Origin of the sequence: Streptococcus sp. 2020WUSS089 (assembly GCF_044427405.1) — a bacterium.
Lineage (GTDB): Bacteria > Bacillota > Bacilli > Lactobacillales > Streptococcaceae > Streptococcus > Streptococcus hashimotonensis.
The window spans coordinates 44,148-65,308 of the sequence record NZ_JAOTGD010000003.1; the positions used below are offsets into that span (position 1 = coordinate 44,148).

The 21,161-nt window shown below is 44.0% G+C and carries 17 protein-coding genes; 11 read left to right on the forward strand and 6 right to left on the reverse strand.

Features of this window, described 5'->3' with window-relative positions; translation table 11 throughout:
- The first annotated feature begins 108 nt into the window (after positions 1–108).
- Together rpsB and tsf are read left to right on the forward strand one after the other, a co-directional pair.
- Positions 109–885, forward strand: coding sequence for a 30S ribosomal protein S2 (rpsB, locus tag ODU46_RS03890; RefSeq protein ID WP_012775356.1), 777 nt, complete (start codon positions 109–111; stop codon positions 883–885).
- Positions 886–1,152: 267 nt separating this feature from the next.
- On the forward strand, positions 1,153–2,193 hold the full coding sequence (gene tsf / locus ODU46_RS03895; RefSeq protein ID WP_024407282.1) for a translation elongation factor Ts: 1,041 nt from the start codon (positions 1,153–1,155) through the stop codon (positions 2,191–2,193).
- Between the two features lie 375 nt (positions 2,194–2,568).
- Here tsf and ODU46_RS03900 read toward each other — a convergent pair whose 3' ends face one another.
- Together ODU46_RS03900 and traF are read right to left on the reverse strand one after the other, a co-directional pair.
- Entirely contained in the window at positions 2,569–3,270 is a 702-nt protein-coding gene (locus ODU46_RS03900) for a GNAT family acetyltransferase (RefSeq protein WP_398579272.1), read from the reverse strand.
- The gene (gene traF, locus ODU46_RS03905) at positions 3,270–3,608 is read right to left on the reverse strand and encodes a conjugal transfer protein TraF (protein WP_398579273.1); all 339 of its coding nucleotides are present in this window, start codon (positions 3,606–3,608) and stop codon (positions 3,270–3,272) included. Before traF ends, ODU46_RS03900 begins: the two co-directional genes overlap by 1 nt.
- A gap of 268 nt (positions 3,609–3,876) precedes the next feature.
- On the opposite strand from traF, the gene ODU46_RS03910 reads away from it, so the two are divergent.
- From ODU46_RS03910 to ODU46_RS03925, 4 genes are all read left to right on the forward strand, one after another.
- A complete protein-coding gene (locus ODU46_RS03910; protein WP_002937810.1) occupies positions 3,877–4,335 on the forward strand; it encodes a CtsR family transcriptional regulator in 459 nt (152 codons plus the stop codon).
- Positions 4,336–4,338: 3 nt separating this feature from the next.
- Complete coding sequence (locus ODU46_RS03915; RefSeq protein ID WP_398579274.1) at positions 4,339–6,789, forward strand: ATP-dependent Clp protease ATP-binding subunit; 2,451 nt, start codon at positions 4,339–4,341, stop codon at positions 6,787–6,789.
- A gap of 8 nt (positions 6,790–6,797) precedes the next feature.
- The gene (locus ODU46_RS03920; RefSeq protein ID WP_202851237.1) at positions 6,798–7,295 is read left to right on the forward strand and encodes a GNAT family N-acetyltransferase; all 498 of its coding nucleotides are present in this window, start codon (positions 6,798–6,800) and stop codon (positions 7,293–7,295) included.
- A gap of 192 nt (positions 7,296–7,487) precedes the next feature.
- A complete protein-coding gene (locus tag ODU46_RS03925; RefSeq protein WP_395325812.1) occupies positions 7,488–7,979 on the forward strand; it encodes an adenylyltransferase/cytidyltransferase family protein in 492 nt (163 codons plus the stop codon).
- 95 nt (positions 7,980–8,074) lie between these two features.
- Here the strand turns inward: ODU46_RS03925 and dusB are convergent, their stop codons facing one another.
- The 4 genes from dusB to gshAB all read right to left on the reverse strand — a co-directional run bounded on the left by dusB (position 8,075) and on the right by gshAB (position 15,925).
- Positions 8,075–9,079, reverse strand: coding sequence for a tRNA dihydrouridine synthase DusB (dusB, locus tag ODU46_RS03930; RefSeq protein WP_398579275.1), 1,005 nt, complete (start codon positions 9,077–9,079; stop codon positions 8,075–8,077).
- On the reverse strand, positions 9,072–9,938 hold the full coding sequence (gene hslO, locus ODU46_RS03935; protein WP_024407276.1) for an Hsp33 family molecular chaperone HslO: 867 nt from the start codon (positions 9,936–9,938) through the stop codon (positions 9,072–9,074). Before hslO ends, dusB begins: the two co-directional genes overlap by 8 nt.
- A gap of 79 nt (positions 9,939–10,017) precedes the next feature.
- A complete protein-coding gene (locus ODU46_RS03940; protein WP_398579276.1) occupies positions 10,018–13,137 on the reverse strand; it encodes a DUF6359 domain-containing protein in 3,120 nt (1,039 codons plus the stop codon).
- A 556-nt stretch (positions 13,138–13,693) separates the two neighbouring features.
- Positions 13,694–15,925, reverse strand: a complete 2,232-nt coding sequence (gene gshAB, locus ODU46_RS03945; protein WP_398579277.1) for a bifunctional glutamate--cysteine ligase GshA/glutathione synthetase GshB — start codon at positions 15,923–15,925, stop codon at positions 13,694–13,696.
- A 364-nt stretch (positions 15,926–16,289) separates the two neighbouring features.
- Here gshAB and ODU46_RS03950 point away from each other — a divergent pair, with 364 nt between their 5' ends.
- The 5 genes from ODU46_RS03950 to rseP all read left to right on the forward strand — a co-directional run bounded on the left by ODU46_RS03950 (position 16,290) and on the right by rseP (position 20,969).
- Positions 16,290–17,582 (forward strand): adenylosuccinate synthase, encoded by a 1,293-nt coding sequence (locus ODU46_RS03950; RefSeq protein ID WP_002937782.1) that lies wholly within the window; start codon positions 16,290–16,292, stop codon positions 17,580–17,582.
- A gap of 109 nt (positions 17,583–17,691) precedes the next feature.
- Complete coding sequence (gene yajC, locus ODU46_RS03955; protein ID WP_014638693.1) at positions 17,692–18,015, forward strand: preprotein translocase subunit YajC; 324 nt, start codon at positions 17,692–17,694, stop codon at positions 18,013–18,015.
- A gap of 113 nt (positions 18,016–18,128) precedes the next feature.
- The gene (locus ODU46_RS03960) at positions 18,129–18,884 is read left to right on the forward strand and encodes an isoprenyl transferase (RefSeq protein ID WP_398579278.1); all 756 of its coding nucleotides are present in this window, start codon (positions 18,129–18,131) and stop codon (positions 18,882–18,884) included.
- A 9-nt stretch (positions 18,885–18,893) separates the two neighbouring features.
- Complete coding sequence (locus tag ODU46_RS03965; RefSeq protein WP_014638692.1) at positions 18,894–19,700, forward strand: phosphatidate cytidylyltransferase; 807 nt, start codon at positions 18,894–18,896, stop codon at positions 19,698–19,700.
- A 9-nt stretch (positions 19,701–19,709) separates the two neighbouring features.
- Entirely contained in the window at positions 19,710–20,969 is a 1,260-nt protein-coding gene (gene rseP, locus ODU46_RS03970) for an RIP metalloprotease RseP (RefSeq protein ID WP_024384493.1), read from the forward strand.
- Positions 20,970–21,161: the final 192 nt, after the last annotated feature.

Here is a 21,161-nt window from a genome sequence, read left to right on the forward strand (position 1 = left end):
TGCTGTGCAACAAATACTCATCTCGGACCAATTGTGGTCTTGTTGCCGAAAGGTTGGGCTGCAAGTCGAAGTTCGGGAGAGGAGAAAAAACAAAAAGGAGAAATACTCATGGCAGTAATTTCAATGAAACAACTTCTTGAGGCTGGTGTACACTTCGGTCACCAAACTCGTCGCTGGAATCCTAAGATGGCTAAATACATCTTCACAGAGCGTAACGGTATCCACGTTATCGACTTGCAACAAACTGTAAAATTGGCTGACCAAGCTTACGAATTTATCCGTGACGCTGCAGCAAACGACGCAGTTATCTTGTTCGTAGGTACTAAAAAACAAGCTGCTGAAGCTGTTAAAGACGAAGCTATCCGCGCTGGTCAATACTTCATCAACCACCGTTGGTTGGGTGGAACTCTTACAAACTGGGGTACAATCCAAAAACGTATCGCTCGTTTGAAAGAAATCAACCGCATGGAAGAAGATGGAACTTTCGAAGTGCTTCCTAAGAAAGAAGTAGCATTGTTGAACAAACAACGTGCTCGTCTTGAAAAATTCTTGGGCGGTATCGCTGACATGCCACGCATTCCAGACGTAATGTTCGTAGTTGACCCACACAAAGAGCAAATCGCTGTTAAAGAAGCTAAAAAATTGGGTATCCCAGTTGTAGCGATGGTTGATACAAACACAGATCCAGATGATATCGATGTTATCATCCCAGCTAACGATGACGCTATCCGCGCTGTTAAATTGATCACAGCTAAAATGGCTGATGCTATCATCGAAGGTAACCAAGGTGAAGACAGCGTAGCAGCAGTTGAAGCTGAATTGGCAGCTGAGCCAGCATCTACAGAATCAATCGAAGAATTGGTTGAAGTTGTAGAAGGAAAATAAGTAACGAAGGCGTTTAGAAATCTGTATGAAAATAGGAAACTGACGCAGTATGCTTGCATACAAGGAAGTTTATCTTTTTCGCTAAGATTTTAGCCTGAGTACAATTGAATAAGTAACGAAGGCGTTAAGAAAAGCGTTAGATCTATCTAAATTCTAGCTTTTTAGTCTGAGTACATTCTACATCATTTATCAAACACAAAAACAATCCTAGAGGGGCAGGGCTGAGCCCGCTCCTCTATTTTATAAATACAAACAAGGAGAATAGACATGGCAGAAATTACAGCAGCTCTCGTTAAAGAATTGCGTGAAAAATCAGGTGCTGGCGTTATGGACGCTAAAAAAGCATTGGTTGAAGTAGAAGGCGATATCGAAAAAGCAATTGAATTGCTTCGCGAAAAAGGTATGGCTAAGGCAGCTAAGAAAGCTGACCGTGTAGCAGCTGAAGGTTTGACTGGTGTTTACGTTGATGGTAACGTAGCAGCAGTTGTTGAAGTTAACGCTGAAACAGACTTCGTTGCGAAAAACGCTCAATTCGTTGAATTGGTAAACACTACTGCTAAAGTAATTGCAGAAGGCAAACCAGCTGACAACGAAGCAGCTCTTAAATTGACTATGCCTTCAGGTGAAACCCTTGAAGAAGCATACGTAAACGCAACTGCAACAATCGGTGAGAAAATCTCATTCCGTCGCTTTGCTTTGGTTGAAAAAACAGATGCTCAAGCATTCGGTGCATACCAACACAACGGCGGCCGTATCGGTGTTATCTCAGTTGTTGAAGGTGGCGACGAAACTCTTGCAAAACAAATCTCAATGCACATCGCTGCGATGAAACCAACTGTTCTTTCTTACACTGAATTGGATGAGCAATTCGTTAAAGATGAGTTGGCACAAATCAACCACAAAATCGAACAAGACAACGAAAGCCGTGCAATGGTTGACAAACCAGCATTGCCATTGTTGAAATACGGTTCAAAAGCTCAATTGACTGACGAAGTGATTGCAGCAGCTGAAGAAGCTATCAAAGCGGAATTGGCAGCAGAAGGCAAACCAGAAAAAATCTGGGACAAAATCATCCCAGGTAAAATGGATCGCTTCTTGCTTGACAACACTCAAGTTGACCAAGCTTACACACTTCTTGCACAAGTTTACATCATGGACGACAGCAAAACAGTTGAAGCTTACTTGAACTCAGTGAACGCTTCTGTTGTAGAATTTGCTCGTTTCGAAGTGGGTGAAGGTATCGAGAAAGCTTCAAACGACTTTGAAGCAGAAGTTGCAGCGACTATGGCAGCAGCTCTTGGTAAATAATTAGTAGTCTTCATTTTATCTTTTATTGCTTCGACGAGCGAGGAAACGTTGTTTCCATATTTCCAACTTCAAATACTCCACTGGAGTATTTGAACTCGCCTTGCCGTACTTCAGTACAGCCTACGGCTCTTTTGAGGCGAACGTGGTTCGCACTATCTCCAGCCTTCAAAGGTTCCCCAAACCTTTGAAGCGAGTACTAAAAGCAAACTGAAAGACTACTCGACAATTCAAGAACTTCCGAAAGGGAGTTCTTTTTTTGTAAAATCGGTCTTAGGGCGGATGTCGGCTATGTTTGATTCGGTTATACTAGTATCAATCCTAAATATTTTTCATAATCTCCTTAAAAAGCACCGGCCTTGTGGTCGGTGCTTTTTGTCAGATTTCTAAAATATAAGTATCCCAGCTAGGCTTGTTTGGTTGTCGGAATTGGTCAGCTAAACGCATGGCGATAGGATCGCAGTCATCAGCCTCAAAGCTAATCTGCTCATACTGTTCAAATAGTTGGCAAATAACTGCTTGGATGAAGGAATCAAAGCTTTGTTCATCTTTTCCGCATACGTAGGCAATTTCATTGTTTTCTACGAAGGCCCAGTTTTCTGAGTCTGTATAAACCAGATCAGGTAAGCCCTTTTCAAATTCTTCTTGACTGGCAGTCCAAGGATTGATGTCTTGGTGGACTGTTTGATAGTAGTCAAAAATTTGCTGACAGGCTATTTGATAAGGTGCGGTGCCTTTGCGGGCTATGTCTAGGTTGGTAGTGCCTGTTTGACCAAGATAGTCTTGTTTGGTCACTTCAAACTCGTAACATTTCCGTTTGCAGACAAAGCCAGCTGCGGTGAGGAAATGGATTCTTTCCTGCTCTGCAGAGGAGAGCATCACCTGAAGAGGATTTCCGTCCAAGGCAGTCTGTAGGGACTGGAAGAGCTGCTCTGCTATGGTGCAATCGAAATCAACCAAATCTAGTCGCAGATAGATATTGGTCTGGTGGTAGGGATTTTGGTAGCTGTGAATCTTGCCTAGTGGTCTTCCTTGATAAGAGATGTGGAAGGCGTTGGCTTGGTAGGAAATGTCTAGCATTAGTCCTCAATAAAAGCCACAATTTCTTCTTCCGTCATGCTGGAGTCGCAGCGAACTTGGACGCCAGTAGGTTTAGCGACCAAAAGACCTGGAACAGTTGGGACTTGGTAGTGGTCGCGGAGGGCCTGGAGTTCAGGATTGATTTGGCTGGAGTCGAGGAAGTGGACGGTCACATGCTTGTCTTGGGCGACCTTGTGGAGTTTTGGCGCAAAGCGGTTGCAGTAAGGGCAGGTTGCTCGTCCGATGAAGAGAACAGCCCCCTCTTTTGCAGCTAGAAGGTTCTGTGCCTGCTCCACAGTCACACTTGTAAAGTCTTGAATGTAATCTTGAAAGTTCATGGTATAAGATATAAAGGGCCTTAAGCGGACACAGACAAAATAGGAAACAGAACGACGACTAGTTCTTGTTTATCTTTTTGGCCTCGTCCGTAGCCCGTATTCAGTTCAACCAAATACGGAGACCCTAGTCCTTTCTATTTTTCTTTTATTATAGGATAAAGCAGAGCAGATTTCAAAATTCTGCTACGCTAGTTGCTAGGCTTTTGCTTTCAAAATTCGTCATTTTAAGGTATAATGGTCAAAGATAGTCAAAGAAAGAGGCGATACTATGGCGATGAAGAATACATCGGATTATATAGAAGAGCATATCAAAGCCATCTTGGACCAAGTCAGTGTAGCTGAGTTGCGTCGAAGTGAATTGGCCAGTCGGTTTGAAGTGGTGCCAAGTCAGATTAACTACGTCATTAAAACCCGTTTTACAGCCAGCCGTGGTTATATTGTGGAAAGCAAGCGTGGTGGCGGTGGTTATATCCGAATTGGGCGGATTACCTTTTCGGATAAGCACGAACTGGTCCATGATTTGTTAAACAATATGGGTGAGCAGTTGTCTGCGACGGTTTATGCGGATATTTTACAGCTCCTTTTTGATGAAGGATTGATGACAGAACGAGAAGGCAATCTCTTTTTGTCCACAGGATCTGATGAAATATTAGGAAAAGATGCAAGTACTATTCGAGCACGCATGATGCGTCAAATACTACGACGTTTAGATAGGAAAGAGGAATAATTCATGAAAATTTCAACTGGTTTACAACGGGTTTTTGAAGATGCCCAGTTAGTGGCCCAACGTTATGCCTGTGATTACTTGGAAACCTGGCATGTTCTCTTGTCTTTCGTTATCAACCATGATACAGTCGCCGGCGCTGTTTTGGCAGAATATCCTATTTCAATTTCTGACTATGAACATGCAACTTTTGTTGTGACCGACAAGGTCTATCGTGAAGAGTTGGATAGTTTTCGTATTTTACCATCTTCTAAACGTTTGGATGAAACGGCTAATTTTGCCAAGAAAATTGCAGAAGTCGTCAAGGCTAAGGAGCTGGGAACGGAGCATTTGTTTATGGCTATGTTGTTGGACAAGCGGTCAACAGCTAGTCAGATTTTGGACAAGGTAGGTTTTTATTTTGAAGACTCAGATGATAAGTTTCGTTTCTTGGACTTGCGTAAAAACTTGGAGGCACGTGCGGGATTTACCAAAGAGGACCTTAAAGCTATCCGCAGTGTGATGAAGGGTGGCAAAGCCAAACCTACTAATATGGGACAGATGATGGGAATGCCCCCAGCACCTCAAAGTGGTGGATTAGAAGACTACACTCGTGATTTGACAGCTTTGGCGCGTGAAGGGAAGATTGAACCTGTCATCGGTCGAGACGCTGAGATTGCACGGATGATCCAAATTCTATCATGTAAAACCAAGAACAACCCAGTTCTGGTTGGTGATGCTGGTGTCGGAAAAACTGCGCTTGCTTTGGGTCTTGCTCAACGTGTTGCTGCAGGTGATGTCCCTGTCAGCTTGGCTAAGATGCGGGTTTTGGAACTTGACTTGATGAACGTTATCGCTGGAACTCGTTTCCGTGGTGATTTCGAAGAACGGATGAATAATATCATCAACGATATCGAGGAAGATGGTCAGGTCATCCTCTTCATCGATGAGTTGCATACCATTATGGGTTCTGGGTCAGGGATTGATTCGACCTTGGATGCAGCCAATATCCTCAAACCAGCTCTTGCTCGTGGCACCCTCCGTACGGTCGGAGCGACAACTCAGACAGAGTATCAAAAGCATATTGAGAAAGACGCAGCCCTGGTTCGTCGTTTTGCCAAAGTGACCATTGAAGAGCCGACAGTGGAAGATAGCATTGCCATTTTGACTGGTTTAAAAGGTACTTTTGAGAAATACCACAGGGTCCGTATTGGAGATACTGCTGTTGAAACTGCTGTGACCTACGCTAAGCGGTATTTGACCAGTAAAAACCTGCCAGATTCTGCCATTGATCTGCTGGATGAAGCCAGTGCAACGGTACAAAATCGAGTGAAAGGGCAGGCTGAGGAAACGGGACTGACGAGTATTGACAAGGCCTTGATGGATAAAAAATATAAGACTGTCAGCAAGCTTTTGATTAAAACGAAAGAAGATGCCGAGGCTAGTCAAAACTATGACCTTGAAGTAACAGAAGAAGATGTTTTAGAAACACTTAGCCGCTTGTCAGGTATTCCTGTAGCCAAGCTCAGTCAGTCAGATACCAAGAAATATCTGAATTTGGAAGCAGAACTGCATAAACGTGTCATCGGTCAAGAAGAAGCTATTTCTGCAGTTAGCAGAGCTATTCGCCGTAATCAGTCAGGGATTCGTACAGGTCGCAGACCGATTGGTTCCTTTATGTTCTTGGGACCAACTGGTGTTGGTAAGACAGAGCTTGCTAAGGCCTTGGCAGAGGTTCTCTTTGATGATGAATCTGCTCTTATCCGTTTTGATATGTCTGAATACATGGAGAAATTCGCAGCCAGCCGTTTAAACGGTGCCCCTCCGGGCTATGTGGGCTATGAGGAAGGTGGCGAATTGACAGAAAAAGTTCGTAACAAACCTTATTCTGTTCTTCTTTTTGATGAGGTTGAAAAGGCTCATCCAGATATTTTCAATGTTCTTTTACAGGTCTTGGATGATGGTGTTCTGACAGACAGTAAGGGACGTAAGGTTGATTTCTCAAATACCATTATTATCATGACGTCAAACCTTGGAGCAACAGCCCTTCGTGATGATAAGACAGTTGGTTTTGGTGCCCTTGATTTGTCTAAGGACCACAAGGAAGTGGAGAAACGCATTTTTGAGGAATTGAAAAAAGCCTATCGTCCAGAATTTATCAACCGTATTGACGAGAAAGTTGTCTTCCATAGCCTAACGGAAACTCATATGCAGGATGTTGTCAAGGTCATGATTAAACCATTGTTGACTGTCACAGCTGAGAAGGGCATTACCCTTAAACTGCAACCGTCCGCCCTCAAATTATTGGCTAAACAAGGTTACGATCCAGAAATGGGGGCTCGTCCACTTCGTAGACTCTTGCAAACCAAATTAGAAGACCCATTGGCAGAACTGTTGCTCCGTGGTGACTTGTCTACTGGTTCGACCTTGAAGGTTGGGGTCAAGGGCGAAGAGCTCAAGTTTGATGTGGTCAAATAGGTGGTAAAATGCTAGAACTAAGACTGCTTCTGGAAGAAGAGCGTGAAGAATTTATCCGCCGCAATCAAGCTGCGTTTTTAGAAGCCTTGGCAGAGGAAATGCCAGAGGGGGAAGAGGTGATTAGCCGTGAGGAAATCTTGGAAAGCTTGCTTGCCCCTAAGGCTCAAGCCTTTCAGGTTTATTGGAAAAATGACTTGGTAGGCGGTGTCGTTGTGCAGATTGATTCAGCAACCAAGCGCAACTCCTTGGACCTCTTGTTTGTTGATGGCAATCATAAGGGCAAAGGCTTGGGATTGACCATCTGGCAGGCTATCGAGCAGGCTTATCCAGATACAGAAGTTTGGGAAACCCACACACCGTATTTTGAGGTACGCAATATTCATTTCTATGTCAATAAATGTGGCTTTCAGATTGTGGAGTTTTTCAATCCAGCCCACCCCATGGAACATGTGCCTGACTTTCCAGATGCAGAATTGTTCTTCCGTTTTGAAAAAAGGATGAAATAGGGAGTGAGAAAGAACTCGACTAGTCTAAAAAAGAGTTCGTCTTCTCACCCCCGCACAGTTGATTAGGTCAGATTTTGAGTGTAAAACACGAACAAATCTGCCAATCAACTACTGCGCTGAGATGTTGACACGAACTCTGAGAAGAGGTGCTGGGCTTCTTGCTCGCCTCTTTAGCAAGTAGAAAGGAAATTTATGAATCAAACCATAGCTGTTGTTTTCGGAACCTTTGCCCCCATGCACAAGGGGCATTTGGATTTGATTGAACGAGCAAAGTTGGCTTGTGGTCAGGTTTATGTGGTGGTTTCAGGATATGACAAGGATCGAGGAGATAGGATAGGTTTAGACCTGACCAAACGATTTCAATTTGCTCAAGAGCAGTTTAAGGAAGATGATTTTGTCGAAGTTCGTGCCCTGGATGAAACGGACTTGCCTCCCTATCCAGATGGTTGGGACCTTTGGTTAGACCGCTTGCTTGGTTTATTGGATTTGTCTGAACATCAAACGCCAGTCTTCTATGTGTCTGAGGAAGAATACGCTCAGGAACTGCAAAGTCGAGGCTATCAAGCTCATTATAGTCCTAGAAAATTTGGTATTTCAGCGACCCTCATTCGTGAACAACCTCAACAATATCAGGATTACATTGCTCCAGCCTTTCTTGCCTTTTTTGGAAAGGAAAGACTGTAAAACAACATAGAAAAAACGCATAAAATCAAGTTATCATCTTGGCTTTATGCGTTTTTCTGTTTCATTGTTAGCGAGTTTTAACCTGCCAGTTTATCTTATTTAGCAATCCGTTCTTGATAGGCCTCTCTAGCTTGGTCAAAGAGTTCTTGGACCTGCTCGATAGTCTCTGCTCGGGCAACGGCACCACGGATCTTGGCGGCACCTGCTGAACCACGGAGGTAGTGAGGAGCAAGACCACGGAATTCACGTACGGCAATGGATTCGCCTTTGAGATTGGTCAATCGGGTCAGGTGGTCGAAGGCGACATTGAGTTTGTCATCGAAGGAGAGGTCGGGCAGGACTTCTCCTGTTTCAAGATAGTGGTTGATTTGGTTGAAGATGTAAGGATTTCCCATAGCAGTCCGTCCGACCATGACGGCATCAGCTCCGACTTCCTCGATTCGTTGGCGAGCATCTTCTACAGTACGGATGTCACCATTTGCGATGAAGGGAATCTTAGTTAGGCTGCTAGCCACCTTAGTCAAGGTTTCCAGGTCAACGGTTCCTGTGTACATCTGCTCGCGGGTCCGTCCGTGCATGGCCAGGGCAGACACACCGGCACTTTCTGCGGCCAGGGTATTTTCGACTGCTAGGTCGGTATTGTTCCAACCCGTCCGCATTTTAACAGTCAAGGGAATATCGAGGACTGAGGTCACTTCCTTGATGATGTGGTAAATCTTGTCGGGGTCCTTGAGCCACTTGGCACCAGCTTCGTTTTTAACGACCTTGTTGACAGGGCAGCCCATGTTAATATCTACGATATTAGCTTTGGTGTTGGTTTGGATGAAGTCGGCAGCCCGTTTCAGTCCTTCGGCATCGCCACCAAAAAGCTGGATGGACATGGGGTATTCGTTGTCGTCGATATGGAGCATATGGAGGGTCTTCTCGTTGTTGTAGAGAAGGCCTTTTTCAGAAATCATTTCCATAACGACCAGGCCTGCGCCCATTTCCTTGGCAATGGTGCGGAAGGCCGAGTTGGTCACGCCAGCCATTGGGGCCAGCACGCAGCGATTGGGGATTTCCACATCACCAATCATGAAAGGGGTATTGAGATTAGCCATTGATGAGTTCCTCCAAATCGTTTTCGTCAAAGTGGTAATGGGTCTGGCAGAATTGACAGGTGATGTCCACGCCCTTGTCCTCGTCTTTCATCTCTTGCAGATCCGTTTTTGGCAGGCTGGCTAGAGCATCGAGGAAGCGGTCTTTAGAGCAGTCGCAGACAAATCCGATTTCTTCTTCGGATAGGCGTTTGAAGTCGTCGTCGCCATAAATGGCGGATAGCAGAGCTTCTATGTGGTTTTCAGAAGCCAGCAAGCTCGAAATGGCAGGCATTTCTTGGATACGTTTCTCGAAACGGGCAATTTCAGCCTCGGTTGCACCTGGTAAAACTTGCAACAAGAATCCGCCAGCTACCTTGACCTTGTCTTCTTCGTCTAATAACACGTTTAGTCCCACCGCAGAAGGTGTCTGCTGGCTGTCTGTCAGGAAGTAAGCAAAGTCTTCACCGATCTCACCAGAAATCAAGGGCGTCATGGAGTTGTAGGGGTGGCCTGTTCCGTAGTCTGTGATAACCAGGAATTGACCATTGCCCACAAGAGGCCCAACGATGACTTCGCCAGTTGAGGTCCGTTTGTAGTCCAAGTCTGGATTTTGAATGTAGCCCTTGACCTGACCTTTGGTATTGGCAACGGAGATGATAGCCCCAACAGCACCGCTGGCCAAGATTTTCAGGGTGATTTTTGTATCGCCTTTTTCATTAGCAGCCAAAATTTGATTGGCAATGAGGGTGCGCCCCAGAGCAACGGTGGATGACGCCATAGTGTCGTGTTTTTCTTGGGCTGTTTTCACGGTTTCTGTGCTATCTAGCACAAAGGCACGGAAATGCCCGCTTTTTGATAGTGTTTTAATAATTTTATCCATAACTTTAATTATAGCACAAGTGGAGGTGGAGCAGTAGAAAAATGAGCCTGAAAGTCATGCTTTCAAGCTCGAAAAATGATTAGGATTCTTTTTGTTTTTTAACAAGGCAGGCACTCAAGATTACGAGACCGATTGTGATAAGTACAAAGCTTGTTTCTCCTCCTGTCTTTGGAAGGATTTTCTTTTGACTGTTTTTGGCAGTAGGGGTCACGGTTGTTTGTCCCTTGTCTGTAGTGCCAGAACGGTCATCAGTATTTACAGATGTTTGATTAGAAGTTGAAAGATTTGTTAGCTTGTTATTGTTGGGCGTACCATTGTCATCACTATTGTTGACTGTTCCTGAGTCATCTGTCTGCTTGTCGCTTGGTTCTGGTTGAGTTGGTTCTTGCGCCTTTGTCACATCTAGTTGTACCAATAGCGGATCGTGGTCAGAAGCTCTGCCATGTTCTTCCATAAAGGCTGAATTGACATGGACCATATCAAAGGCATAGCGCTCCAATAAGTTAGTTGATACTAGCATATTGTCAAGAGACTGATTGTTTCCGTTATAGAAGTAAGAGAAGCGATCGGATGCATCGTGACGACTAACGAGGTTAGCCATTCCTCCTGTTTCTAAAATTTCTATGGTTTTAGTAAATTCATAGTCATTGAAGTCGCCTAGCATAACGATATTAGCATTTGGATTTTGAGTTAAGCCTGCTTTTGTAAAGTCAGCGATAATTTGTGCTAGTATGTGGCGTTTTTCTTCGGACTTGAAGCTGACAGGTTGGATTTTTCCGTAGAGACCATTGTCACCGCGTTTTGAGTTGAGATGGTTGGCAAGGACAACGACTTTCTCGCCTTTGAAGACGAATTCAGCTGCAAGTGTTTTGCGGACAGCTGCCCAAGCGCTGTTGGTTGGGTCGATTCGGCCCAGGCTGAGATTGAGTTCGCCGTTTTCCCAAGCTACTGCCTGTGTTGCGGTACCGATTGGTTTGTCAGATAGGCTGACACGTTTGGAGTTGTAGAGGAAGCCGACGCGAATATTGCCTCCCTCTTGTCCGCCGTCTTTGTTGTTTTCAGGAGCAATATCCACATAGGTATAGGTTGGTCCGTCGGCTGCTTGAATGGCTGCAATCAGGCGCTCAGCACTCTTACTAGCATCAGTTGTACCGTCGTTTGTAGCACCGTTGTTGTCCTGCACTTCAATCAATCCGATAATATCTGGAGAATGTAGGTCTGAAACAAAGGATTTGGCAATGCGTTGGACTTTAGCGTCTGATGTTGACTTACTATCAGCAGAGAAGTTTTCAATGTTATAAGAAGCGATAGTCAGCTTGTCATCATTTGGGATAATGGTTGTTGTTTCTGGTTTTGTAGCTCCTTCGTGCAAGGTTGGAAGGGTGCTATCATCTACATAGACCTTATAATTGGTGTAAGAGTAGGTAACTGGTCCAGCAATACGACCGGTAAAATAGTCTCCTGATTTGACGATCTGTTTTCCATTTTTCAAAAGGAGTGGAATGATATTGGTATTATTCCCTTCAGGGCGAAGGTTGACGCCTCCGACATTGTTTAAAGGAAGTTGACTAGTGGCAGGAGTGACATAGATTTCCTTGTTTTTTAGTGGACCGAGGATTTTTGCATCATCAACGGCAACTACCATGCCTTCAACGGATTCCCAGAAATCGAGTGCATCTTGTTCTGGATCAAATTGAGCCAAACCGTCGTTGTCAATAATATTTGCTGGGATGGTCCGATCAAGACCAAGGACTATAGGAGATGGTACAGGTGCAGTCCCATCCACAGTTACTTCAGTAGCTCGAATTTGTGTGATGGTTAAGTCTGTTTCCCCACGTTCTGTATAACCTTTTCCGAGGTATTCTTCTACACGTCCTGCGATAGTGACAAGATCTCCTACCTTGACATTTGTTTTTAATTTGTCAGTAAAAATATTAATACCGTCAGATGTTTTGACATCTCCATCTGGTGTGACATCCTGCACGTAGAAGTTATTGGCAGAGGTAACGTAGGTTACTACGACGTTTTTAAGAATCACAGATTGATTGGTTAGAGGTGATTGGTGACTTGCACCTTGAATGTGACCGACTGTTACAGTTTCGGTCTTGTCTGGTGCTGTTTCTGTTGTTGCCTTTTCAATGACTTCAAAATGAGAGAGGTCAAATGGTTTTAATTGTATTTTTCCGTTATAGGTGGATAAAATAGCGGTTAGATTAATCTTATCTCCCTTGTTGATATGGTTCAAAAGATCAGCTGTTTTGATACCTGTTCGACTATCTAAACGCACCTCCACAGTTTGTCCTTCGGAGTCAGTTACAGTAAAGGTAGAATTTTGATAGCTATCGCTTTGAATGTCTCCGACAGTCAAGTTTTTTAGAGAAACTAGTGTTGCCTGTGCTTGCGTTGCTAACTGAGCGATGTTTGTTTCTGTAATAGGAGTGTTGAAATGCTCAGATATAGCCTTGTGGTTGCTAACTGTGGTTAGTTGGAGTTCGCCTTTATACTCACCCAATGTTCCTGTTAATTGAACGGTATCACCAGGCTGATAGCCCAAGGCAGCCCCAGGGTAGATATAGATACCAGCACCGTCAGAACCTTGGAGGTAGAAACCATTTCCTCCCCAACCGTTTACTAGGCTAATAATTTTACCAGAGACTGTGTACTCTGTTCCTTGTGCACCGGAACGAACAGTAGCAATCGGTGTAGAAACAAGGTCACTTGACTCGGTAGTCGTATTTTCACTGGTTGGTGGCTGAACATTAGTAGAAGATGAATCTACGATTTCAATCGCTGTAGCTGGTTTGATCCCAGCTCGCTTCATGTATGTATCGCTAGTTCCTGTGATGCGAACCAATTTTCCGACTAGTTCGGGATGATCAACGAGGTTGAATTGGCTGCGAAGTGGTTCCTTTAGTTGAATAGGGATAGTGTCGGCGGCCGCAGTATCCATGCTTGCACCAAGGGCTAGATTTGTTTTGTTAGTAGCGTCAAAAGCAGTTCCGCTACTATTAAGTGGTGCAATAAGATAGCCTTGTATCGTGACTTCCGACTTGGTTATTGCAAGTGACGGATAATTCTCTATCGCCACTTCAGTAGCGTGCACAGATGGTATGGGCGAAGTGGCGAGACTAAGCAAGAGTCCGGCTGTTACCGCTACAGAACCTACGGTATAGAAGAGAGAACGGTTTCTAATCTTCATATAAAACTCCTTTTTGTTATATATGGACGTTATCAAAACGTCTGCGATTGTTATATACATATAGTTTAACAAAAAATGAGTCGTTTGGAATACTTTTTCTGGATATAATACGGATATTTTTAAAAAATCAAATGAAACAGTAAAAATACATTGGAAAACAAAACAATAAACGAACAATTGGATTGAATACAGGGAATTGGTTCATAAAAAAGCACCGAGATATAAATGATTATCTTGGTGCCATATTCATTTTGTTTAACATTAGTTGGGAGGTTTTGTGAAGGAACAAAGGGGCAAAGCAGATATATAGTTCTTTAGTTGACTTTTTTACTTAGACGCAAGAGGAACCCCGTTTCTGGTTTTCCCGCTTCAAACAATCCACTGGTTTGTTTGAACTCGTTTATAGAGAGGCAAGTCTTATTTCCAACTGAGGCTGGGCTTTCCCACTCCCAGCAACCTGTCGCTATTGAGGCGAATGTACTTTGCCCTATCTCCAGCCTTCAAGAGTTCTACGAATCTTTGAAGTAAGTACTAACAAAGTAAGGAAAATGGAAAACTATAGCTCTGGAAACAATTTTTTCAAAATCTTCGGCGTAATGCTCTGTCCAGGTCCTGCGTAAGTATAGGTGTGCAGGTACATGGCAGGGTTGAAGTTGAGTTCGATGCAGGTGCAGTTAGGCTCTTCTTTGCTGGCTGGCTTGGTGCGGTCGGGGATAATCAAGTCCACACCGCAGGCCCAAGCTCCCATAGCAGTCGCCATATCAGCGGCCAGTTGCTTGTAGGACTCGTCCATCTGGTCGGTCATATCGATGGAGTCGCCACCCGTTGAGATATTGGAATTGCCACGCAGAAAGGCTTGAACGCCCTCTGGCAAAACTGTATCGGGTGTGTAGCCCTGCTGCTCCAACATAAGCAGTTCGATGTCGCCCAAGTTAATGATTTCCAGCGGTGAACGGTGGTCACGCCCACGCAGTGGATCTTGGTTTTTTTGGTCCACCAATTCACGGATGGTTGAGCTACCGTCCCCCACGACATTGGCTGCGACGCGGAGCAGGACAGCCTCGCACTTGCCGTCCAAGATGAAGAAACGGTACTCGGTCCCCGCCACGAACTCCTCCACGAGCACATGGCTGTCTTCTGAAAAGGCGATGTCCAGGGCTTTTTCATAGTCCGCAAGGCTGGCTGGTTCTTGGAAGATAGAGATGCCAAGACCGAAGTTGGTGGACTTTGGTTTGACAACAATAGCAGAGCTGGCTACCTGTCCGTAATACCGCAGGGCGTCTGTCTTGTTTGCAAATTCCGCTCCCGCAGGTACTGGAAAACCAGCCTGGTCCAAGATTTTCTTGGTCACGACCTTGTTGGCCATGGCGAGGGGAATGACGTAGTTGTCCTTGGAGGTCATGTTGCCATTTTTGATGTACTCGACATGGTCACCATGCCAGAGTTTGAGAAACTGGTCTTCCTCATCCAAAATCTCTACATTCAAGCCCAGCTGAATGGCGTCGAAGAGAATCATCTGGGTGGAGAGTTCCATGTTTTCATAGCCCTTGAGGGCGTAAGGGGCTGTCCAAGCATAGTCATGGAATACTTGTCCTTGCTGCTGACCAAACTTTTCTAGAGACCCATCTTCAACCTGCTCTGCTATTTTTCCGGAAAGGGTCAGATGTGGGTCTTGAAGAGCGTCCTCCACATGTGCAATGAGCTGGCCATAGTAGTCGTCTAGTCCAAAGTGTAGAACTATGGCTGTCATGGCCGTCAAGATTGGCGTGGCATCGGCCTCGCTAGGTAGAGGTGTGTGTGGGTGGCTAAGGGCGATGAGGTTGTTAAGTTTATCTGCTTTTGCTAGGGTGTTATCAATATCTGTCAGTTGGTCTAGCCAAAGAAGAGATAAGATAAAGAGGTGGACTGTATCAAGGGTTTCCTGACTAATAGCAAGCGGGTCATAGGGGTTAAGGTCGAAGGAACGGAATTCTAAATAAGAAATCCCCTTGCTGAGGTAGTCACGGCTAGTCTTTGCTCCGCGTAGTCGGACGGAAGAGTAAAATTCCTTCTCAGCGGATAGTTGACCAGACTGGACAGCTTGTTCGATGTCATCCACGTACTGTTCGAGAGAAGAAAAGGAAATATGAACATCATCGTAGTTGACATAGCCGTACTTGGAATTACGAATGGAACGGACGCAACCGACTTCCGTAGTTAGGAATCCTTTTTCGGCTAGGCTACTTGCCCCATATAGGTAGGTTAAGAGCCAACGATAGTTGAGGAAGTTTTGTGCTAATTTGAGGTAGAGGGTATTTTTGAATGCGATAAAGTCTGTTTCCTCGCTTAATTCAAAAAGTTGTTGGGTTAAGTCTTTTCCTAATTCAAAATTATAATGGATGCCAGACATAGACTGGACGAGCTTGCCATAGCGTTCCCCCAAACCGACACGATATTGGTACTCATAGTCGCTATCTAGTTGAGCAATTTGGATTTCTTCTTCTGAAATCACAGGTGGCATGGATAGGGGCCAGAGGTATTCTTGCTTGTCCATAGAACGTGCGGCAACATCTGTAATGGCTCCTAGTAGGCGACGCGCTTCCTTCGTCGACTGAGCTATTGGTGTAATCAACTCTAACTGTGGCTCGCTGTAGTCTGTCTGGATATAGGGGTGGAAGCTACGAGAACCCAGTTTATGAGGATGGGGAGTTTGCGCAACTCTGTGGTTTGAATTGATGCGAAGTGATTCGCGCTCAATTCCAAAAGTAGCCTGAAGGATGGGGCTGTTTGGTGATAATTTTTGTAACATACTAAGTCCTTTATATTTCTGTCAAAGTCTTATTCCAATTTTATCTAGATTGGAGGGCAAATACAAATTTCTGCTACGTTTCTGGTGAAAAATGTACTGAAAATCACTGAAAGCAAACAAAGACTTCGGATTTCTCTGTCAAAAGCATATTTACACATGTCTATCTCGTGTGTTTAATCGGATTTTTTTTGAAATATACTTTTAAAAAAATAAAAACATTCGCTATATATGAAATTATTGGAATTTCTTGAAAAAATGTTCGTTTTTTGATAGAATAGTGTGTAAAACGAAACTTGCAGGTGAGATTCCTGCCAGAAGTAGAAGAAAGGCTGGGCTGGTTAGCCAGTTCAGAGAAAGAGTGAATATGACATCAGTAGTTGTTGTAGGAACCCAGTGGGGCGACGAAGGTAAGGGTAAAATTACAGACTTCTTGTCTGCTAATGCTGAAGTAATCGCACGTTATCAAGGTGGTGATAACGCTGGACACACTATCGTTATCGATGGCACTAAGTATAAATTGCACTTGATTCCATCAGGAATCTTCTTCCCAGAAAAGATTTCTGTAATCGGTAATGGTGTGGTTGTCAATCCAAAATCTTTGGTGAAGGAAATCAACTATCTCCATGATTCAGGTGTGACAACAGATAATTTGCGGATTTCAGACCGCGCACACGTCATCTTGCCTTACCACATCAAATTGGACCAGTTGCAAGAAGAGTCTAAAGGTGAGAACAAGATTGGTACAACCAACAAGGGTATCGGTCCTGCTTACATGGACAAGGCAGCTCGTGTTGGTATCCGTATTGCAGACCTCTTGGACAAGGAGATTTTTGCGGAGCGTTTGAGAACAAACTTGGCTGAGAAAAACCGTTTGTTTGAGAAAATGTATGAGTCAACTCCGATTGAGTTTGATGAAATCTTTGAAGAATACTATGCTTATGGTCAAGAAATCAAAAAGTATGTAACAGATACCTCTGTTATCTTGAACGATGCTCTCGATCAAGGTAAACGTGTCTTGTTTGAAGGTGCGCAAGGGGTTATGTTGGATATTGACCAAGGTACCTATCCATTCGTTACTTCTTCAAACCCAGTTGCTGGTGGTGTGACCATCGGTAGCGGTGTCGGCCCAAGCAAGATTGACAAGGTTGTTGGTGTATGTAAGGCATACACTAGCCGTGTTGGTGACGGACCATTCCCAACTGAATTGCACGATGAAATCGGAGACCGTATCCGCGAAATCGGTAAGGAATACGGTACGACAACTGGCCGTCCACGCCGTGTCGGTTGGTTTGACTCAGTGGTGATGCGCCATAGCCGCCGTGTGTCAGGTATTACCAACTTGTCCCTCAACTCGATTGACGTCTTGTCAGGTCTTGAAACGTTGAAAATCTGTGTGGCTTATGACTTGGATGGTGAGCGTATTGACCACTACCCAGCAAGCTTGGAGCAACTCAAACGTTGCAAACCAATCTATGAAGAAATGCCAGGTTGGTCTGAAGACATCACAGGTGTACGTAGTCTGGATGAATTGCCAGAAGCGGCTCGCAACTATGTTCGTCGTATCAGCGAATTGGTCGGCGTTCGTATCTCAACCTTCTCAGTAGGTCCTGGTCGTGAACAGACCAACATCCTTGAGAGTGTATGGAGCGCAAAATAGTGTGCGAAGACTGAACGAAAGTTCGGTCTTTTTCTGTTTGGTCGAACTTTGCTTTCTTGTCCAGAATTTGATATAATCATGCTTATCAAACAATAAAAGAGGTAAACAAATGGAAGGTTTATTTTTGCCGCTTGTCATGGTTGCCATGATTGGTTTTATGTTCTATTCGCAACGTAAACAACAAAAACAACGTCAAGAAGCACTAAATCAAATCAAAAAAGGTGATGAAATTGTGACCATTGGTGGGCTATTTGGTATTGTCGATGAAATCGATGATAAAAAGGTTGTTCTCGATGTTGATGGTGTTTATTTGACATTTGAACGTGGTGCTATTCGTAATCGTGTGGCAAGTTCAGGTACTACATCTGCAGTTGTTGAAGAAGTGGCAGTTGAAACGACAGAAGCGACTCCAGAATCTGCAATTGAAGAATAAGGATGAAAAACCGAGGGAAACCTTGGTTTTCTCTTGTTTTAGCCCTGCCTGATTTTTGCTATCCTAGGTAAAAATATGGTATAATGAAACGATTATACAATAAGGAAAATACCATGTTTAAATTTAATTTTAAAAAGAAAGAAAGCATTGAAACAGCAATTGAAGTCCCTAAGCATATCGCTGTGATTATGGATGGCAATGGCCGTTGGGCGAAAAAGCGGATGCAGCCACGTATTATGGGGCATAAGGCTGGTATGGATGCACTTCAAAAGGTTACCAAGACGGCTTCTGATTTGGGAGTAAAGGTGCTAACTGTCTATGCCTTTTCTACAGAAAACTGGTCTCGACCGGAAAAAGAAGTGAAGTTTATCATGAATCTACCTGTGGAGTTTTATGATAAGTATGTTCCTGAACTCCATGCCAATAATGTCAAAATTCAGATGATTGGTGACCATTCCAAACTTCCTGTTCCGACTCTCAATGCGCTTTATAAAGCTGAACAAAAGACAAAGAGTAACACTGGTTTGATTCTCAATTTCGCTCTGAACTATGGCGGTCGTGATGAGGTGACTCGCGCAGTCAAGGCTATTGCGCAAGATGTCTTGGATGCCAAGTTCAATCCTGGTGATATTGATGAGAAATTAATAGCGGATTACCTCTATACAGGAACCTTATCACCAACGTTACGCGATCCCGATCTAGTTATCCGTACAAGTGGTGAACTTCGTCTTAGCAACTTCCTGTCGTGGCAAACAGCCTACAGCGAGCTGTACTTTACAGATATTGCTTGGCCTGATTTTGATGGAGAAGCACTTAAATTAGCGATTAAAGAATACAACCGTCGCCACAGACGTTTTGGCGGTGTATAAGGAGAAGGTATGACAAACGATTTACAGAAACGAGTGATATTTGGCGGCATTGCTCTAGCTATTTTCATTCCCTTTTTGTTGGCTGGTGGGATGGCATTTCAATTTTTTGTAGGCCTGTTAGCTATCATTGCTACGGCTGAATTGATTAAAATGCATCGCCTAGCACCAAATTCTATCGAGGGTGTCCTAGCTATGTTGGCCAGTTTAGTCTTGGCTCTTCCGCTCCAGAATTATCTGACATTTTTACCGACGGATGGAAATTACACAGCCTACGCCATTGTAGTATTTTTACTGCTTGGTTCGACGGTTTTTAATATCGGCCATTACAACTATTCCGATGTGGTCTTTCCAATTGCCTCAAGTTTCTATGTTGGTATCGGCTTTCATAGTTTGATACTGGCTCGTATGGATGGGCTCAATAAAGTCTTCTTTGCCCTCTGTTTAGTCTGGGCAACAGACATTGGTGCCTACTTAATCGGTCGTCAGATTGGTCGGAGAAAATTATTGCCGAAGGTTTCACCAAATAAAACGGTTGAAGGCTTTGTAGGCGGTATTCTTTCTGCGGTGGTAGTTGCTATCATTTTCTTGATTGTCGATAAGTCCTTGTTGGCGGGCTATTCATTTGGCATGATGTTGTTGTTAGTTGTGATTTTCTCGATATTCTCACAATTCGGAGACTTAGTAGAAAGTGCTATTAAACGCCATTTTGGTGTGAAGGATTCTGGAAAAATTATTCCAGGACACGGCGGTATCCTGGATCGTTTTGACGGTATGATTTTTGTCTTTCCAATCATGCACTTCTTTGGATTATTTTAAGGAGGTACTATGAAGGGAATTTTAGCATTTATATTTATATTTGGTGTGATTGTGGTTGTCCATGAATTTGGTCATTTCTACTTCGCCAAGAAAGCGGGTATCCTTGTGAGGGAATTTGCGATTGGGATGGGTCCCAAAATTTTCGCTCATACGGGTAAGGATGGGACACTTTACACCATCCGTATTCTTCCTCTAGGTGGCTATGTTCGAATGGCTGGATGGGGTGAAGATAAGACAGAGATTAAGACAGGTAGTCCTGCCAGCCTCAGCTTGAATGAAGCTGGTGTTGTGACGCGGATTAATTTGTCTGGTAAGCAACTGGATAGTCTCAGTTTGCCAATGAATGTAACCAGTTTTGACTTTGAAGAAAAATTGGAAATCACAGGCTTGGTCTTGGAAGAAAGCAAGACCTATAAGGTTGATCACGATGCCACGATTGTAGAGGAAGATGGAACAGAAGTTCGGATTGCTCCACTTGATGTTCAGTATCAAAATGCGACAGTCTGGGGACGGTTGATGACCAACTTTGCGGGGCCTATGAATAATTTTATTCTAGGGATTCTAGTATTTATTATTTTGTTCTTCATGCAAGGCGGGGTTGCCAACCCATCAAGCAATGCAGTAAGTATTACTGAAGGTGGTGCTTTGCAGGCTGCAGGTGTTGTCACAGGGGACAAGATTCTTTCGGTCAATGGGAACGCGACAGACAGCTACACAGAAGTTGCAACGATTATTAGCAAAGCAGCGACAGATGCAACAACAGCCCCAAGCTTTGATTTGGTTGTTGAGCATGATGGGAAAAACCGTCATGTCTCCGTTACTGCTGAACAAGTAGATGGGGCTTATCGAATTGGTATCTCACCGATTTTGAAAACTGGTTTCGTTGATAAAATTGTCGGTGGTTTCCAAGAAGCGGGAGCGACAGCTCTTAGGGTTGTGACAGCTTTGAAGAATCTAATTGCAAACTTTGATGTTAAGCAGTTGGGGGGACCGGTTGCTATTTATAAAGTAAGTTCTCAAGCGGCTGAATTTGGTTTGGTTTCTGTATTGGGGCTAATGGCTGCGCTCTCCATTAACCTTGGAATCTTCAATTTGATTCCAATTCCAGCCTTGGATGGTGGTAAGATTGTTATGAATATTCTGGAAGCCATTCGCAGAAAACCACTCAAACCAGAGACGGAATCTTATATCACTCTAGCAGGTGTAGCCGTTATGGTGGTTCTTATGATAGTAGTCACTTGGAATGATATTATAAGAGTCTTCTTCTAAGATAATTTGAAATTTACGAAAGGAATTGAACACGGGCTGAAACCTGTGTCTTCCTGTCAAACAAATGATGAAAGGAACTGAATGCGTGCTAAACGCAGGATGTTCTGAAAAATACGAAAAAGAAAGGAACAGAGAGTTTTCATATTTGAACTCGAGCGTCAGCGAGGGTTCAGATAAGTGACTTCTGTGATT

Excerpts from the sequence above, each read along its gene's own strand:
- rpsB (WP_012775356.1), top strand. The coding sequence starts at position 109 with ATGGCAGTAATTTCAATGAAACAACTTCTTGAGGCTGGTGTACACTTC.
- tsf (WP_024407282.1), top strand. The coding sequence starts at position 1,153 with ATGGCAGAAATTACAGCAGCTCTCGTTAAAGAATTGCGTGAAAAATCA.
- ODU46_RS03900 (WP_398579272.1), bottom strand. The coding sequence starts at position 3,270 with ATGCTAGACATTTCCTACCAAGCCAACGCCTTCCACATCTCTTATCAA.
- traF (WP_398579273.1), bottom strand. The coding sequence starts at position 3,608 with ATGAACTTTCAAGATTACATTCAAGACTTTACAAGTGTGACTGTGGAG.
- ODU46_RS03910 (WP_002937810.1), top strand. The coding sequence starts at position 3,877 with ATGGCGATGAAGAATACATCGGATTATATAGAAGAGCATATCAAAGCC.
- ODU46_RS03915 (WP_398579274.1), top strand. The coding sequence starts at position 4,339 with ATGAAAATTTCAACTGGTTTACAACGGGTTTTTGAAGATGCCCAGTTA.
- ODU46_RS03920 (WP_202851237.1), top strand. The coding sequence starts at position 6,798 with ATGCTAGAACTAAGACTGCTTCTGGAAGAAGAGCGTGAAGAATTTATC.
- ODU46_RS03925 (WP_395325812.1), top strand. The coding sequence starts at position 7,488 with ATGAATCAAACCATAGCTGTTGTTTTCGGAACCTTTGCCCCCATGCAC.
- dusB (WP_398579275.1), bottom strand. The coding sequence starts at position 9,079 with ATGGCTAATCTCAATACCCCTTTCATGATTGGTGATGTGGAAATCCCC.
- hslO (WP_024407276.1), bottom strand. The coding sequence starts at position 9,938 with ATGGATAAAATTATTAAAACACTATCAAAAAGCGGGCATTTCCGTGCC.
- ODU46_RS03940 (WP_398579276.1), bottom strand. The coding sequence starts at position 13,137 with ATGAAGATTAGAAACCGTTCTCTCTTCTATACCGTAGGTTCTGTAGCG.
- gshAB (WP_398579277.1), bottom strand. The coding sequence starts at position 15,925 with ATGTTACAAAAATTATCACCAAACAGCCCCATCCTTCAGGCTACTTTT.
- ODU46_RS03950 (WP_002937782.1), top strand. The coding sequence starts at position 16,290 with ATGACATCAGTAGTTGTTGTAGGAACCCAGTGGGGCGACGAAGGTAAG.
- yajC (WP_014638693.1), top strand. The coding sequence starts at position 17,692 with ATGGAAGGTTTATTTTTGCCGCTTGTCATGGTTGCCATGATTGGTTTT.
- ODU46_RS03960 (WP_398579278.1), top strand. The coding sequence starts at position 18,129 with ATGTTTAAATTTAATTTTAAAAAGAAAGAAAGCATTGAAACAGCAATT.
- ODU46_RS03965 (WP_014638692.1), top strand. The coding sequence starts at position 18,894 with ATGACAAACGATTTACAGAAACGAGTGATATTTGGCGGCATTGCTCTA.
- rseP (WP_024384493.1), top strand. The coding sequence starts at position 19,710 with ATGAAGGGAATTTTAGCATTTATATTTATATTTGGTGTGATTGTGGTT.